Here is a 14,710-nt window from a genome sequence, read left to right on the forward strand (position 1 = left end):
CGCCGCCCGCCGAGGCGGCGGCCGAGGGGGACCGCACCGCCCGCGACCGGGCCGAGGACGAGGCCTCCTCCGACGACAGCACCGCCGACGCCAGCACCGCCGAGGAGAGCGCGCCCTGATGCCCGGCCCCGACCGCAGCCCGCACCGCACGCCCCACCGCCCCGCGAGGCCGCTCGTGCGCCACGAGCGGCGCGCGCGGCTGATCCTGGCGCTCGTGCTGGCGCTCCTCGTCGTCTTCGCCGGGCGCCTCGTGCAGGTGCAGGCCGTCGACGCCGAGGCGGTCGCCCAGCAGGCGCTCGCCGACCGCATGGGGATGGAGCAGCCGCTGCTGGCCCAGCGCGGGCGCATCCTCGACGCGAGCGGCCAGGTCCTCGCCGCGAGCGTGGAGCGCCGCGACGTCATCGCCGACCCGCAGATCGCCGCCGAGGGCTACGAGCGCGAGGACGCCGACGGCGAGGTCGTCGCCGAGGGGCTGGAGGGCGCCGTCGCCGACCTGGCCGGGCTCCTCGGGCGGGACCCGGCCGACGTCCGCGCCGCGCTCACCCGGGGCGGCGGCTCGCGCTGGAGCGTGGTGGCCCGCGACATCACGCCGGAGCTGTGGGCCCGCGTGAAGGCCCTGGGCGTCGCCGGCATCACGTCCGAGCCGCGCTTCAGCCGCACCTACCCGGGCGGTGACCTCGCCGGCAACGTGCTCGGCTACACGGGCGGCGACGGTGACGCCGGCCTGGGCGGCGTCGAGGCGGTCATGGACGACGAGCTCGCCGGCACGGACGGCTTCCAGCGCGTCGAGCGCGGCCGCATGGGCCAGGCCATCCCCATGGGGGAGAGCCAGCGCGTCGAGCCCGTCCCCGGCTCCGACGTCCGCCTCACCATCGACCGCGACCTGCAGTGGACGGCGCAGGAGCGGGCGGCGGCCATGCGCGAGCAGGCCGGCGCCGAGTGGGTCAGCGTCGTCGCGCTCGAGGTGGGCACCGGTCACGTGCTCGCCCTCGCGGAGTCGCCGACGGTCGACCCCAACGACTTCGCCTCGGCCGACCCGGCGGCGCTAGGCAGCCGCGCCGTCTCCGACGTCTTCGAGCCCGGCTCGACGAGCAAGGTCGTCACGGCGGCCGCGGCCCTCGAGGAGGGCGTCGTCGAGCCGCTGGACCAGTTCGAGGTGCCCTACACGTGGGAGGCCGCGAACGGCCAGTCCTTCCGCGACTCCCACCACCACGACCTCGAGAGGCTGACCTTCGCCGGCATCCTCGGGGAGTCCTCCAACACCGGGACCGTCCGGGTGGGCGAGCGGCTGACCCGCGAGCAGCGCCACGACTACATGCGGCGCTTCGGCTTCGGCGAGCGCACCGGGATCGAGCTGCCGGGCGAGACGCCGGGCATCCTCGCCGCGGCCGACGACTGGGACGGGCGCCAGCAGTACACGGTCCTCTTCGGCCAGGGCGTCTCCGTCAACGCGCTGCAGGCGGCGGAGGTCTACGCCACCATCGCCAACGACGGCGTCCGGGTCCCGCCGCGCCTCGTCGAGGGCACCGTCGACCCCGACGGCACGGAGCACCCGGCGGACCGGCCCCCCGGCGTGCGCGTCGTCAGCCCCGAGACGGCGCAGCAGGTCTCGACGATGCTCGAGGGCGTCGTCGCCGACGGCACCGGCGACGCGGCCGCGATCCCCGGCTACCGCGTGGCCGGGAAGACGGGGACGGCGGAGGCGCCGGACGACCGCGGGGGCTACACCGGCTACACGAGCTCCTTCATCGGGTACGCCCCGGCCGACGACCCGCAGGTCGTCGTCGCCGTCGTCGTCCAGCGCCCGACCAACGGCTTCTACGGCGGCCAGGTGGCGGCGCCGGTGTTCAAGGACGTCATGTCCTACGCGCTCACCGCTCGCGGCGACCTGCCGTCCTCGGAGCCGGCGCGCCTCTACCCGCAGACCTGGTGAGCCGCGCGGAGCCGACGGCGCCGGCGAGGCAGTCCCGCAGGCCGTCCTGGAGCGGCCACACGACCAGCGCGACCACCTGCGCCACGAGGACGAAGAGCGCCAGCACCAGCCCGGCCGCCAGCACCACGAGGGTGCCGCTGCGCCGGGCGCGCACCGCGTCGGCGAGGGCGAGGCCGCCCGCGACGAGCGCCCCCGCCGTGAAGAGCAGACCGGTACCCGACCACGGGAAGGGGAGGCGCTCGGCGAGCAGCGCCCCGAGGAGCAGCAGCGAGAAGAGGAGCGAGCGCCGCACCGCGTCGGCGGCCGGGCCGCGCTCCGGGGCGTCGTGCCGTCCACCGGGCTCGCCGGGCCCGCCCTGGCCGTCGGGGCCACCGGGGGAGCGGCGGGGCGGGGTGCTGCCGGGGGCGGCCACGGTGTCCTCCACGGGCTCGTCGCGCTCCGGCGGTCGCCGGGCGTGCCGCTATGGTCTCCGACCGTGACGGCAGGCGGCACCGCGGCACCCGGGGAGCCGTCGGCGCCCGACCCCGCAGGAGGTCGTCCAGGGGGGTCGGCCCGCCCGTGCCGCGTCGTCGTCCTCGTCTCGGGGGCGGGCACGAACCTCGGGGCCCTGCTCGAGGCCTCCCGCCGGCCCGGCTGGGGCGCCGAGGTCGTCGGCGTCGTCGCGGACCGCGCGGACGCGCCGGCGCTGGACCGGGCCCGCGCGGCCGGGCTGCCCGCCGAGGTCGTCGCCCTGCGCGACCACCCCGACCGCGCCGCCTGGGACGTCGCGCTGACCCGCGCGGTCACGGCGCTCGAGCCCGACCTCGTCGTGCTCGCCGGCTTCATGAAGCTCGTCGGGCCCGCCTTCCTCGCCCGCCTCGGCGGGCGCGTCGTCAACACCCACCCGGCGCTGTCGCCGTCCTTCCCCGGCACCCGGGCCCCCGCGGACGCGCTCGCCTACGGCGTCAAGGTCACCGGCGCCACCGTGCTGCTCGTCGACGAGGGCGTCGACACCGGTGCGGTGCTCGCCCAGGTGGCGGTCCCCGTGCTCGAGGACGACGACGTCGCGACCCTCCACGAGCGCATCAAGGCCGCCGAGCGGCCCCTGCTCGTCGACGTCGTCGGGCGCATGGCCCGCGGCGGCTGGACCACCTCGCCCGACGACCCCCGGAAGGTGCACCTCCCGTGAGCTCCCCGACCACCGCCGACGCCTCGCCGTCCGCCGACCCCACCAGCACCGAGGCCGGCGGCCGGCGGCCGCTGCGCCGGGCCCTCGTCTCCGTCTGGGACAAGACGGGCCTGGAGGACCTGGCCCGGGGGCTGCACGACGCGGGCGTGGCCCTCGTCTCGACCGGCTCGACGGCGTCCCGCATCGCGGCCGCGGGCGTCCCCGTGACGGCGGTGGAGGACCTCACGGGCTTCCCCGAGTGCCTCGACGGCCGGGTCAAGACCCTGCACCCCCGCGTGCACGCCGGCATCCTCGCCGACCGGCGGCGGCCGGAGCACGAGGCCCAGCTCGCCGACCTCGGCGTCGAGCCCTTCGACCTCGTGGTCGTGAACCTCTACCCCTTCGAGCGCACGGTCGCGAGCGGCGCCGGCGTCGACGAGTGCGTCGAGCAGATCGACGTCGGCGGCCCCTCGATGGTCCGCGCCGCCGCGAAGAACCACCCCAGCGTGGCCGTCGTCACGAGCCCGGAGGCCTACGACGAGGTCCTCGCGGCCGCCGTCGGCGGGGGCTTCGACCTGGCGGCCCGCGCGCGGCTCGCCGCGCGCGCCTTCGCGGCCACCGCCGCCTACGACGCCGCCGTCGCCGCGTGGACGCGCGACGTCCTCGTGCCGTCGACGACGGTGGAGGAGCCGGCGGCCGGTCCCCGCCCCGCGGGGGAGGCCGGCGACGGCGGCGGTGACGGGGACGAGCAAGGCGCCCCGCCCGAGCGGATCGAGCTCTCCTACGCGCGGACGGCGTCCCTGCGCTACGGGGAGAACCCGCACCAGCGGGCGGCGCTGTACCGCCCCCTGGCGGGGGCGGGGTCCGCGGCGGCGGCCGGCCTCGCCGGGGCCGAGCAGCTGCACGGCAAGGAGATGAGCTTCAACAACTGGACGGACGCCGACGCCGCCTGGCGGGCCGCCCACGACCACGACGAGCCGTGCGTCGCGATCATCAAGCACGCCAACCCCTGCGGCATCGCCGTGGCCGCCGACGTGGCGACGGCGCACCGCGCCGCGCACGCCTGCGACCCCGTGTCGGCCTTCGGCGGCGTCATCGCCGTGAACCGGCCGGTCACCGCGGCCATGGCCGAGCAGGTCGCCGAGGTCTTCACCGAGGTCGTCGTGGCCCCGGCGTTCGACGCCGACGCCCTCGAGGTGCTCACCCGCAAGAAGAACGTGCGGCTCCTGCGCGCCGACGCCCCCGCGGGCGGCGACCGGCTGGAGGTCAAGCCCGTCGACGGCGGTCTCCTGGTCCAGACCGCCGACCGGCTCCAGGCCCCCGGCGACGACCCGAGCGGGTGGACGCTGGCGGCCGGGGCGCCCGTGGGGGCCGACGTGCTCGCCGACCTGGCCTTCGCCTGGCGCGCGGTGCGCGCGGTGCGCTCCAACGCCATCCTCCTGGCGTCCGGGCGCGCCACCACCGGCGTCGGCATGGGCCAGGTCAACCGGGTCGACTCGGCGCGGCTCGCCGTCGCGCGCGCCGGCGAGCGCGCCGCCGGGTCGGTGGCCGCCTCCGACGCCTTCTTCCCCTTCGCCGACGGCCTGCAGGTGCTGCTCGACGCCGGCGTGCGCGCCGTCGTCCAGCCGGGCGGGTCCGTGCGGGACGAGGAGGTCGTGGCGGCCGCGCAGGCCGCCGGGGCGGCCCTGTACCTCACCGGCGCCCGCCACTTCACGCACTGAGCCCGGTGCCCGAGGAGCGGTCCCCGGACGGGGCGGAGGGCGAGGTGACCGACGTCCCCGAGGTCCGAGGACGGGCGGAGGTCGACGCGACGGCGGGGCGGCGGGGGAGCGCCGTGCTCGTGGCGGTGGCGGCGCTCGTCGCGGGGGCCCTGGTCGCCGGCGTGGTCCTCGGCTTCCGGGCCACGGGACTCGTCCTCGGCGCCGGCCTGGTCGTCGTCGCGGTGGTGCGCCTGACGGGGTCCACCCGCGCCGCGGGGCCGCTGGCGGTGCGCTCGCGGGCGGTGGACGCCGTCGTCGTCCTCGTGCTGGCGGCCGCCCTCGTCGTGCTCTCCCTGCTGACGCCCGGCGGGGACCCCCGGGTCTGACCCCGGGGCGACCCGGACCCCCGGACGGCGACGGCCCGCGGCCGACCCCTGCGGGTCGGTCGCGGGCCGTCGCGCTCGCGGCGGGTCAGCCGAGCAGGCCCATGCCCGCCACGGCGTCGCGCTCCTCGGCGAGCTCGGCGACGGAGGCGTCGATGCGCGAGCGCGAGAAGTCGTCGACGTCGAGGCCCTGGACGATCTCGTAGGAGCCGTCGCGCGTCGTCACGGGGAAGCTCGACACGAGGCCCTCCGGCACGCCGTAGGAGCCGTCGGAGCGCACCGCCATGGACGTCCAGCCGCCCTCCGGGGTGCCCGTGAGCCAGGTGCGGACGTGGTCGATGGCGGCGTTGGCCGCGGACGCCGCGGAGGAGGAGCCGCGCGCCTCGATGATGGCCGCGCCGCGCTTCTGCACGGTGGGGATGAAGTCGGACTCGACCCACGGCTGGTCGACGACCTCGAGCGCCGGGCGGCCGCCCACGACCGCGTGCGTGAGGTCGGGGTACTGGGTCGCCGAGTGGTTGCCCCAGATGGCGACGCGCTCGACGTCGGCCACGGGCGCACCGGCCTTCTTCGCGAGCTGGGCGACGGCGCGGTTGTGGTCCAGGCGCGTCATCGCGGAGAAGCGCTCGGCGGGCACGCCCGCGGCGTTGTTCATGGCGATGAGGCAGTTGGTGTTGGCGGGGTTGCCGACGACGAGGACGCGCAGGTCGTCGGCCGCGGACTGCGCCAGCGCCCGGCCCTGGCCGGTGAAGATGGCGCCGTTCGCCTCGAGGAGGTCGCCGCGCTCCATGCCCTTGGTGCGGGGGCGGGAGCCGACGAGCATGGCCACGCTGGCGCCGTCGAAGGCGGTGGCGGCGTCGTCGGAGATGTCCACCGACTGCAGCAGCGGGAAGGCGCAGTCGTCGAGCTCCATGGCGACGCCCTCGGCCGCCCCGAGCGCGGGCGTGATCTCGAGGACGCGCAGGCGCACCGGCACGTCCGGCCCCAGCAGCGCCCCGCTCGCGATGCGGAAGAGCAGGCTGTAGCAGATCTGCCCCGCGCCGCCGGTGACGGCGACGGTGACGGGACGGCGGCTGCCGGTCTCGGCGGTGCTGGAGGTCACGCTGCGCTCCTTCGAGGGGTCTGCGGGGGTCCCGCGGGGGACGGGGCCGTCCCCGGGCACCGCGACGCTATCGGCACCGGGGTCGCGGCGCGGGGCGGCGGGCCGGCGGGGGCGCCGCGAGCGGCCCGACCGGTAGTTTGACGTCGAGACACCCACCGCTCGCGACGAGGAGAGTGCTACCGCATGGCCAAGATCAAGGTCGAGGGGACCGTCGTCGAGCTCGACGGCGACGAGATGACGCGGATCATCTGGCAGTTCATCAAGGACCGCCTCATCCACCCGTACCTCGACGTCGACCTCGAGTACTACGACCTCGGCATGGAGCACCGCGACGCGACCGACGACCAGGTCACGGTCGACGCGGCGAACGCCATCAAGAAGCACGGCGTGGGCGTGAAGTGCGCCACGATCACGCCCGACGAGGCCCGCGTCGAGGAGTTCGGGCTGAAGAAGATGTGGCGCTCGCCCAACGGGACGATCCGCAACATCCTCGGCGGCGTCATCTTCCGCGAGCCCATCGTCATCTCGAACATCCCCCGCCTGGTGCCGGGCTGGACCAAGCCGATCATCGTCGGCCGACACGCCTTCGGCGACCAGTACCGCGCCACCGACTTCCGCTTCCCGGGCGAGGGCACGCTCACCGTGTCCTTCCAGCCGGCGGACGGCTCCGAGCCCATCGAGCACGAGGTCTTCCAGGCGCCCGGCGCCGGCGTCGCGGTGGCGATGTACAACCTCGACGAGTCGATCCGCGACTTCGCGCGCAGCTCCATGAACTACGGGCTCGACCGCGGCTACCCGGTCTACCTGTCGACGAAGAACACGATCATGAAGGCCTACGACGGGCGCTTCAAGGACATCTTCGCCGAGGTCTTCGAGGCCGAGTTCAAGGAGAAGTTCGACGCGGCCGGCATCACCTACGAGCACCGCCTCATCGACGACATGGTCGCCGCCTCCCTCAAGTGGGAGGGCGGCTACGTCTGGGCCTGCAAGAACTACGACGGCGACGTGCAGTCCGACACCGTCGCGCAGGGCTTCGGCTCGCTCGGCCTCATGACGTCGGTCCTCACCTCGCCCGACGGCCGCACGGTCGAGGCGGAGGCGGCCCACGGCACGGTGACGCGCCACTACCGCCAGCACCAGCAGGGCAAGCCGACGTCGACCAACCCCATCGCGTCGATCTACGCCTGGACGCGGGGCCTCGCGCACCGCGGGCGCCTCGACGGCACGCCGGCCGTCACCGAGTTCGCCGAGACGCTCGAGGACGTGGTCGTGAAGACCGTCGAGAGCGGCAAGATGACGAAGGACCTGGCGGTGCTCGTCGGCCCCGACCAGGGCTGGCTCACCACCGAGGAGTTCCTCGCGGCGCTCGACGAGAACCTCTCGGCCCGCCTGGGCTGACCGTCCCGCCCGACGACGAGGGCCCGCCACCGCTGACGCGGTCGCGGGCCCTCGTCGCGTCCAGGCTCCTCTCGCATCCGGGGCCTACCCGGCGACGGGCGCCTCCGGCCGGTCGCCGCCGTCGGCCGGGGGCTCCCGGGGCAGGTCGGGCTCGAGGTAGATGACGCGGGCGATGGGCACCGCGGCGCGCACGCGGCGCTCGGCGGCGTCGATGGCGTGCGCCACCTCGGCGGCGGTGATGGCGTCGGGCACGGCGATCTTGGCGCCCACGAGGAGCTCCTCCGGGCCGAGGTGCAGCGTCCGCAGGTGGATGACGCCCGTGACCCCGTCGCCGGGCAGCGCCGCCTCGATGGCCCGCACCTGCGCGGGGCGGGCGCCCTCGCCGACGAGCAGGGACTTCATCTCCACCGCGAGGACGACGGCGACGGCGGTGAGGAGCAGGCCGATGGCGGCGGTCCCCGCGGCGTCCCAGCGCCCGTCCCCGGTGAGGAGGGTCAGCCCCACGCCGGTGAGGGCGAAGAGGATGCCGAGGAGGGCGGCGCTGTCCTCGAGGAGGACGACGGGCAGCTCGGGGGCGCGGGCCGTGCGGACGAAGCGGGGCAGGCTCTGCTCGCCCCTCACCTCCCCGGCCTCCCGCACGGCGGTGCGCAGGCTGAGGCCCTCCATGACGCCCGCCACGAGCAGGACGACGACGGGCACCCAGCGCCAGGCGGTGATGGGCTCCGGCTCCTGGAACTTCTCGTAGGCCTCGTAGAGCGCGAAGAGCCCGCCGAGGGTGAAGAGGACGACCGCGACGACGAAGCCGTAGACGTAGCGCTCGTGGCCGAAGCCGAAGGGGTGCTCCGGCGTGGCCGCGCGGCGCGAGCGCGCCCCGCCGACGAGGAGGAGCACCTGGTTGCCGGAGTCGGCGAGGGAGTGGACCGACTCGGCGAGCATGGCCGAGGAGGACGTGAGCAGGTACGCGAGGAACTTCGTCACCGCGATGCCCACGTTGGCGGCGAGGGCGGCGAGGATGGCGGCGCGCGAGCCGGCGTGGCCCCCGCCCGCGGTCCCCGCCTCGCCGCCCTCGCGCCCCTCGGCGCCTCCACGAGTGGTTGCCCCGGGTGTCGTCATGCGCCGAGGGGAGCACACCTGCGCCGCCCGGGCGACGTGGGCGTCCCGCTCACCCGCCGAAGACGTCGTCCTCGAGCCGGGCGTCCAGCTCCTCGACCGCGAGGGCCAGGCGGGGGAGGTCCCCGCTGGTCCCCACCGAGAGCGGCAGGGCGCTGACCCGATCGAGGACGACGTCGGCGAGGTCGGCGTCGGGGTGTCGGCTCGTCGGCGCCGAGCCGCGCAGCCCCCCGCCGCTCAGCCCTGGGCCGGACAGGAGGCCGGAGACCGCCGCGACGCCGTCGACGGCGACCTCCCGCGCGTGCTCGACGACGAGCCGCGCCACCGCCGTGCGTCGCTCCGAGGACGGCAGGGCCCCGACGGCGGGCGGCAGGCCGGTCACCAGGGCGAGGGGGTCGAGCAGCGCCCGCAGGTCGTCGTCGAGGTCGGCGCCCAGGCCGACCGCGAGCACGCGCCCGTCCGCGCCCTCGACGCGCACGCCCGCGGGCACGCCCATGAGCGGGCGGCGCAGCAGCAGTCGCGCCGCCCCCGCCGGCAGGAGGCCGTCCGCGCGGCGGACGGCCAGGCGCGCCGTGGACCACCAGCCACCGGTGCCGGCGAGGAGGTCGCGCAGGAGGGCCTCCGCCGCCGGGGTGGTGTCGGAGGGTGCGTCCGAGGCCTCCTGCGGGGGAGCGTCCGAGGGGGAGGGGGCACCGGTGGGCTCGGTCGGCGTCGGCACGACCGCGACGCTAGCGCCGGTGGTCCGCCCCGACGGGGCACGACGACACCGGCCCCTAGGGTGCGCCGCATGGACCTGGGACTGGCGGGGACGCAGGCGCTCGTGACGGGCGCGAGCCGGGGGATCGGGCTGGCGGTGGCCGACGCCCTGGCCGCGGAGGGCGCCGACGTGGCCCTGCTGGCCCGGGGCGCCGAGGGCCTCGCCGCGGCGGCGGAGCAGGTGGGTCGGCACGGGACGCGCGTCGTCACGGCGGCCGTCGACGTCACCGACTTCGCCGCGCTCGCCCGCGAGGTCGACGCCGCCGCGGAGGCGCTCGGCGGGCTCTCGCGCGTCGTCGCCAACGCCGGGGGGACGGTCGGCGGGGGCAACCTCCTCACCGGGACCGCGCAGGAGTTCGTCGACACCTACGCGCTCAACGTCGGCCACGCCGTCGCGCTGCTCGGGGCGGCGGCGCCGCACCTGGCGGCGGCCGGCGGAGGGGCGGCCGTCGTCGTGTCCTCCATCACGGGGCAGCGGCCGGCGCCGCGCACCGCCTACGCGGCCGCCAAGGCGGGGGAGACCCACCTGGCCGCGACCCTCGGGCGCGAGCTCGCCGTCCAGGGCACGCGCGTGAACTCGGTCAGCCCCGGCTCGATCCGCTTCCCCGGCGGCGGCTGGGAGTCCTTCGAGGCCTCCCACCCCGAGCGCTACGCCGACTTCGTCGAGCGGGAGTTCCCCCTCGGCCGCCTCGGCCGCCCCGGGGAGGTCGCCGAGGTCGTCGCCTTCCTCCTCTCGGACCGCGCGTCGTGGGTGTCGGGCACCGACCTCGTCGTCGACGGCGCGCAGGGCTACCCGAGCGGCCGGCGCTTCGACGACTGAGCGCTCCGGCGGACGGGAGGCGGCGTGAGCCGCTGCGGCTCAGCGGAAGACGACGGTGCGGTGCCCGTCGAGCAGCACGCGGTGCTCGGCGTGCCACCGCACGGCGCGGGCGAGCACCTGCGCCTCGACGTCCTGGCCGATGCCGACCATGTCCGCCTCGGTCGAGGCGTGGTCCACGCGGTGGACGTCCTGCTCGATGATCGGCCCCTCGTCGAGGTCGGCCGTCACGTAGTGCGCCGTCGCGCCGATGAGCTTGACGCCGCGGCCGTGGGCCTGGGCGTAGGGGCGGGCGCCCTTGAAGCTCGGCAGGAACGAGTGGTGGATGTTGATGACCCGGCCGTGGAGGGCGCGGCACAGGTCGTCCGAGAGCACCTGCATGTACCGCGCGAGGACGACGAGCTCGACGTCGTGCTCGCCGACCATGGCGAGGAGCCGGGCCTCCGCCGCCTCCTTGCCGCCGGCCTCCACGGGCACGTGCGTGAAGGGGACGCCGGCCGCGGCGGCCATCGGCTCGAGGTCGCGGTGGTTGCCGACGACGCCGACGACGTCGACGGGCAGGCGGCCCGAGCGCTGCCGGAAGAGCAGGTCGTTGAGGCAGTGCCCCGCGCGCGAGACGAGCACGAGCGTCCGCAGCGGGCGACCGAGGACGTCGAGGGACCACTCCATGCCGAAGCGCTCGGCGACGGGGGCGAGCAGCGCCGCCAGCTCGTCGCGCGCGAGCGGCACCTCGACCTGCACGCGGAGGTGGAAGCGCCCGGTGCCGGGGTCGCCGTACTGCTGGCTCTCGGTGATGTTGCCGCCCGCCCCGGCCAGGACGCCGCTGACGGCGTGGACGATGCCGGGGCCGTCGGGGCAGGTGAGCACCAGCACGTACGACGGCGTCGCCGGGGCGGCGCCCTCGTCCGTGCGCAGCGGCGCGGCGTCGGGGGAGGTCACGGTCGAGGAGGCTAGTCAGGAGCGGGCCCGGGGGTGGATCCAGGAGCGGGCCCAGGGCGCGGGCACGCCCCCACGGCGGACCGCCGTGCGTCTACCCTGGCCCCGCCGCGACTGGCGAGGGTGGGACACCACCGGGGAGCGGCGAGCGAGGTCGGGCGCCGCCACCGGGCGCGCCCGGGCAGCGCGGTCGTCCGCCTGGGCCGCCTGCCGCCCGTGCCACCGGCCCGTGCCCGCCAGCCACGAGGAGACGCGATGACGACGGTCGAGCCCGTCCAGCCCATGAGCCCCGAGCAGGTGCACGAGGACCCGCCGGGCGCGCCCGCGCCGGGGACCTCGCGCACGCCGGTCGAGGGGGGCGTCACCGACCGCCCCCTCGCCGAGGTCGACCCCGAGATCGCCGAGGTCCTCGAGCGCGAGCTGGGCCGCCAGCGCGGCACCCTCGAGATGATCGCCAGCGAGAACTTCGCCCCCCGCGCGGTCCTCGAGGCGCAGGGCTCGGTCCTCACGAACAAGTACGCCGAGGGCTACCCGGGGCGCCGCTACTACGGCGGCTGCGAGTTCGTCGACGTCGCCGAGGAGCTCGCCCGCGAGCGCGCGAAGGCCCTCTTCGGCGCCGAGCACGTCAACGTGCAGCCGCACGCGGGCGCGCAGGCCAACGCCGCTGTCATGCACGCGCTCATCCGCCCCGGCGACACGATCATGGGCCTCGAGCTGGCGCACGGCGGCCACCTCACGCACGGCATGAAGATCAACTTCTCCGGGCGCCTCTTCGACGTCGCGACGTACGGCGTCGACGAGCGCACCCACCTCGTCGACATGGACCGCGTCCGCGAGACCGCGCTCGAGCGGAGGCCGAAGCTCATCATCGCCGGCTGGTCCGCCTACGCCCGCCACCTCGACTTCGCCGCGTTCCGGGCGGTCGCCGACGAGGTCGGCGCGCTGCTCATGGTCGACATGGCGCACTTCGCCGGCCTCGTGGCCGCGGGCCTGCACCCCTCGCCCGTGCCCTACGCCGACGTCGTCACCTCGACGGTGCACAAGACGCTCGCGGGCCCGCGCAGCGGCGTCATCCTCTGCCGCGCCGAGCACGCGAAGAAGATCGACTCGGCCGTCTTCCCCGGCCAGCAGGGCGGCCCGCTCATGCACGCCGTGGCGGCGAAGGCGGTCGCCTTCAAGATCGCGGCGAGCGCCGAGTTCCGCGAGCGCCAGGAGCGCACGCTGCGCGGCGCCAAGGCCGTCGCCGCCGCGCTGACGACGGACGCCGCCCGGGCGGCCGGCGTCAACGTCATCACGGGCGGCACGGACGTCCACCTCGTCCTCGCCGACCTGCGCGAGTCCGCGCTCGACGGCCAGCAGGCGGAGGACCGCCTCCACGAGGCGGGCATCACGGTGAACCGCAACGCCGTCCCCTTCGACCCGCGGCCCCCGATGGTCACCTCGGGCCTGCGGATCGGGACGCCGGCGCTCGCCACCCGCGGGTTCGACGACGCCGAGTTCGCCGAGGTCGGCGACGTCATCGCCGCCGCGCTGCAGCCGGAGTGCGACGTCGCGGGCCTGCGCGCCCGCGTGGCCGACCTCGCCGAGCGCTTCCCGCTCTACCCCGGCCTCGAGGAGTGGTGAGCGCCGCCGCGACCACGGGCGGGCGGGCGGTCGTCCTCGACGGGAGGGCGGCGGCCGCGGCCGTGAAGGCCGACCTCGCGCAGCGGGTGGCGGCGCTGCGCGAGCGCGGCGTGGTCCCCGGACTCGGCACGGTGCTCGTCGGAGACGACCCGGGCAGCGCGACGTACGTGCGCGGCAAGCACCGCGACTGCGCCGAGGTCGGCATCGCCTCGATCCGCGTCGACCTGCCGGCCGACGTCACGCAGGCGGAGGTCGAGGAGCACTTGGAGCGGCTCAACGCCGACCCGGCGTGCACGGGCTACATCGTCCAGCTGCCGCTGCCGGCGGGGATGGACGCCAACCGCCTCCTCGAGCTCGTCGACCCCGCCAAGGACGCCGACGGCCTGCACCCGACCAACCTCGGGCGCCTCGTCCTGCGGGTGCGCGAGGAGGTCACCTCGCCCCTGCCGTGCACGCCGCGCGGCGTCATCGACCTGCTCCAGCGGCACGAGGTGCCCCTGGACGGCGCCGAGGTCGTCGTCGTCGGGCGCGGCACGACGGTGGGCCGCAGCATCGGCCTGCTGCTGACCCGGCGCGACGTCAACGCCACGGTCACGCTGTGCCACACCGGCACCCGCGACCTCGCGGCGCACCTGCGCCGGGCGGACGTCGTCGTCGCGGCGGCGGGCGTGCCGGGGATCGTGCGCCCCGAGGACGTCAAGCCCGGTGCCGCGGTCCTCGACGTCGGCGTGAGCCGCGTCGTCGACACCGAGGGGAACGCCCGGCTCGCCGGCGACGTCGCCCCCGGCGTCGAGGAGGTCGCCGGCTGGCTCTCGCCGAACCCCGGCGGCGTCGGTCCCATGACGCGGGCGCTGCTGCTCGCCAACGTCGTCGAGGCCGCGGAGCGCGCGGCCGGCTGACGCCCGGAAGACCGACGGAGACGACGACCGACGCCGAGGGGGCGCGGACCCGGGCCCTCGCCCGGTCCGCGCCCCGTCGTCGTCGTGCCGCTCGTCGTGCCGGCCGTCGTGCCCCGGGCCGTCGTGCTCGAGGAGGTCAGCCCTCCCGGTGCACCCGGTGCTGGGCGGCCTGGGCGAGGGGCCGGACGACGAGCAGGTCGACGTCGACGTGCGGGGGGCGGGTGACGACCCAGGAGACGCAGTCGGCGACGTCCTCGGCGACCAGCGGCGCGGCGACGCCCTCGTAGACCTTCGCGGCCGCGTCGGCGTCGCCGCGGAAGCGGTTGGTGGAGAACTCGTCCGTGGCGACCATGCCGGGGGCGATCTCGCTCACCCGCACCGGCTGCCCGAGCAGCTCCAGGCGCAGGGTGCCGGCCAGCGCCGTCGTCCCGTGCTTGGCGGCGGTGTACCCGCCGCCGCCCTCGTAGACGACGTGCCCGGCCGTCGACGACATGACGACCACGTGCCCCGCCCCGCTCGCGACGAGGGCCGGCATGAGCGCCTTGACCACGCGCAGGACGCCGAGGACGTTGACTTCGTACATCCAGCGCCACTCCTCGACGTCGGCGTCGACGACGGCGTCCATGCCGACCGCGCCGCCGGCGTTGGCGACGAGGACGGCGCACTCGCCGACCTCGCGGGCCAGCGCGGCGACGGAGGCGTCGTCGGTGACGTCGCAGACGACGGCGCGCCCGCCCACCTCCTCGGCGAGGGCGCGGAGCCGGTCCTCGCGACGAGCGGCGAGGACGACGTCGAAGCCGTCGGCGGCGAGGCGTCGCGCGGTGGCGGCGCCGATCCCGCTGCTCGCCCCGGTGACGACGGCGGTGCGGCGCCCGCCGACCCCTGCGGACGGGCCGGGGGCGGGCT

At 76.5% G+C, this 14,710-nt stretch carries 14 protein-coding genes; 8 read left to right on the top strand and 6 right to left on the bottom strand.

Annotated features, from left to right (window positions below; genetic code table 11):
• Nucleotides 1–118 precede the first annotated feature (118 nt).
• Nucleotides 119–1,933, top strand: coding sequence for a peptidoglycan D,D-transpeptidase FtsI family protein (locus HLB09_RS04955; RefSeq protein WP_171202299.1), 1,815 nt, complete (start codon nucleotides 119–121; stop codon nucleotides 1,931–1,933).
• On the opposite strand, the gene HLB09_RS04960 is transcribed toward HLB09_RS04955, so the two are convergent.
• Complete coding sequence (locus tag HLB09_RS04960; RefSeq protein ID WP_171202300.1) at nucleotides 1,872–2,357, bottom strand: hypothetical protein; 486 nt, start codon at nucleotides 2,355–2,357, stop codon at nucleotides 1,872–1,874. The two genes, HLB09_RS04955 and HLB09_RS04960, sit on opposite strands and share 62 nt — an antisense overlap.
• A 51-nt stretch (nucleotides 2,358–2,408) precedes the next feature.
• Between HLB09_RS04960 and purN the strand changes: the two genes are divergently transcribed.
• The 3 genes from purN (at nucleotide 2,409) to HLB09_RS19160 (ending at nucleotide 5,166) form a co-directional block, all read left to right on the top strand.
• Nucleotides 2,409–3,101 carry a phosphoribosylglycinamide formyltransferase gene (gene purN, locus HLB09_RS17715; RefSeq protein WP_322790036.1) on the top strand — a complete coding sequence of 231 codons (693 nt, stop codon included), beginning with the start codon at nucleotides 2,409–2,411 and terminating at the stop codon, nucleotides 3,099–3,101.
• A 71-nt stretch (nucleotides 3,102–3,172) separates the two neighbouring features.
• Nucleotides 3,173–4,801, top strand: a complete 1,629-nt coding sequence (purH, locus tag HLB09_RS04965) for a bifunctional phosphoribosylaminoimidazolecarboxamide formyltransferase/IMP cyclohydrolase (protein ID WP_246234327.1) — start codon at nucleotides 3,173–3,175, stop codon at nucleotides 4,799–4,801.
• A 44-nt stretch (nucleotides 4,802–4,845) separates the two neighbouring features.
• The gene (locus HLB09_RS19160) at nucleotides 4,846–5,166 is read left to right on the top strand and encodes a DUF3017 domain-containing protein (RefSeq protein ID WP_171202302.1); all 321 of its coding nucleotides are present in this window, start codon (nucleotides 4,846–4,848) and stop codon (nucleotides 5,164–5,166) included.
• An 85-nt stretch (nucleotides 5,167–5,251) separates the two neighbouring features.
• On the opposite strand, the gene HLB09_RS04975 is transcribed toward HLB09_RS19160, so the two are convergent.
• Nucleotides 5,252–6,265 carry a malate dehydrogenase gene (locus HLB09_RS04975; RefSeq protein WP_171202303.1) on the bottom strand — a complete coding sequence of 338 codons (1,014 nt, stop codon included), beginning with the start codon at nucleotides 6,263–6,265 and terminating at the stop codon, nucleotides 5,252–5,254.
• Nucleotides 6,266–6,448: 183 nt separating this feature from the next.
• Between HLB09_RS04975 and HLB09_RS04980 the strand changes: the two genes are divergently transcribed.
• Nucleotides 6,449–7,663 (top strand): NADP-dependent isocitrate dehydrogenase, encoded by a 1,215-nt coding sequence (locus HLB09_RS04980; protein ID WP_171202304.1) that lies wholly within the window; start codon nucleotides 6,449–6,451, stop codon nucleotides 7,661–7,663.
• Between the two features lie 84 nt (nucleotides 7,664–7,747).
• Here HLB09_RS04980 and HLB09_RS04985 read toward each other — a convergent pair whose 3' ends face one another.
• Together HLB09_RS04985 and HLB09_RS04990 are read right to left on the bottom strand one after the other, a co-directional pair.
• Nucleotides 7,748–8,776, bottom strand: a complete 1,029-nt coding sequence (locus tag HLB09_RS04985; RefSeq protein WP_171202305.1) for a cation diffusion facilitator family transporter — start codon at nucleotides 8,774–8,776, stop codon at nucleotides 7,748–7,750.
• A gap of 49 nt (nucleotides 8,777–8,825) precedes the next feature.
• Nucleotides 8,826–9,491 carry a hypothetical protein gene (locus HLB09_RS04990; RefSeq protein WP_171202306.1) on the bottom strand — a complete coding sequence of 222 codons (666 nt, stop codon included), beginning with the start codon at nucleotides 9,489–9,491 and terminating at the stop codon, nucleotides 8,826–8,828.
• A 69-nt stretch (nucleotides 9,492–9,560) separates the two neighbouring features.
• On the opposite strand from HLB09_RS04990, the gene HLB09_RS04995 reads away from it, so the two are divergent.
• On the top strand, nucleotides 9,561–10,349 hold the full coding sequence (locus HLB09_RS04995) for an SDR family NAD(P)-dependent oxidoreductase (protein WP_171202307.1): 789 nt from the start codon (nucleotides 9,561–9,563) through the stop codon (nucleotides 10,347–10,349).
• 39 nt (nucleotides 10,350–10,388) lie between these two features.
• On the opposite strand, the gene purU is transcribed toward HLB09_RS04995, so the two are convergent.
• Nucleotides 10,389–11,285 (bottom strand): formyltetrahydrofolate deformylase, encoded by an 897-nt coding sequence (gene purU, locus HLB09_RS05000; RefSeq protein WP_322790038.1) that lies wholly within the window; start codon nucleotides 11,283–11,285, stop codon nucleotides 10,389–10,391.
• A 279-nt stretch (nucleotides 11,286–11,564) separates the two neighbouring features.
• Between purU and glyA the strand changes: the two genes are divergently transcribed.
• Together glyA and HLB09_RS05010 are read left to right on the top strand one after the other, a co-directional pair.
• Nucleotides 11,565–12,905, top strand: a complete 1,341-nt coding sequence (glyA, locus tag HLB09_RS05005) for a serine hydroxymethyltransferase (protein WP_171202310.1) — start codon at nucleotides 11,565–11,567, stop codon at nucleotides 12,903–12,905.
• Entirely contained in the window at nucleotides 12,902–13,804 is a 903-nt protein-coding gene (locus HLB09_RS05010; protein ID WP_171202308.1) for a bifunctional methylenetetrahydrofolate dehydrogenase/methenyltetrahydrofolate cyclohydrolase, read from the top strand. The genes glyA and HLB09_RS05010 overlap by 4 nt, the downstream gene beginning before the upstream one ends.
• Before the next feature lie 136 nt (nucleotides 13,805–13,940).
• Here the strand turns inward: HLB09_RS05010 and HLB09_RS05015 are convergent, their stop codons facing one another.
• Nucleotides 13,941–14,639: an SDR family oxidoreductase gene (locus HLB09_RS05015; RefSeq protein WP_171202311.1), complete on the bottom strand. Its 699-nt coding sequence runs from the start codon at nucleotides 14,637–14,639 to the stop codon at nucleotides 13,941–13,943.
• Between the last annotated feature and the right edge of the window lie 71 nt (nucleotides 14,640–14,710).

Origin of the sequence: Pseudokineococcus marinus, from assembly GCF_013004605.1 — a bacterium.
GTDB classification, from domain to species: domain Bacteria; phylum Actinomycetota; class Actinomycetes; order Actinomycetales; family Quadrisphaeraceae; genus Pseudokineococcus; species Pseudokineococcus marinus.

Excerpts from the sequence above, each read along its gene's own strand:
- HLB09_RS04955 (WP_171202299.1), top strand. The coding sequence starts at position 119 with ATGCCCGGCCCCGACCGCAGCCCGCACCGCACGCCCCACCGCCCCGCG.
- HLB09_RS04980 (WP_171202304.1), top strand. The coding sequence starts at position 6,449 with ATGGCCAAGATCAAGGTCGAGGGGACCGTCGTCGAGCTCGACGGCGAC.
- HLB09_RS04985 (WP_171202305.1), bottom strand. The coding sequence starts at position 8,776 with ATGACGACACCCGGGGCAACCACTCGTGGAGGCGCCGAGGGGCGCGAG.
- HLB09_RS04995 (WP_171202307.1), top strand. The coding sequence starts at position 9,561 with ATGGACCTGGGACTGGCGGGGACGCAGGCGCTCGTGACGGGCGCGAGC.
- glyA (WP_171202310.1), top strand. The coding sequence starts at position 11,565 with ATGAGCCCCGAGCAGGTGCACGAGGACCCGCCGGGCGCGCCCGCGCCG.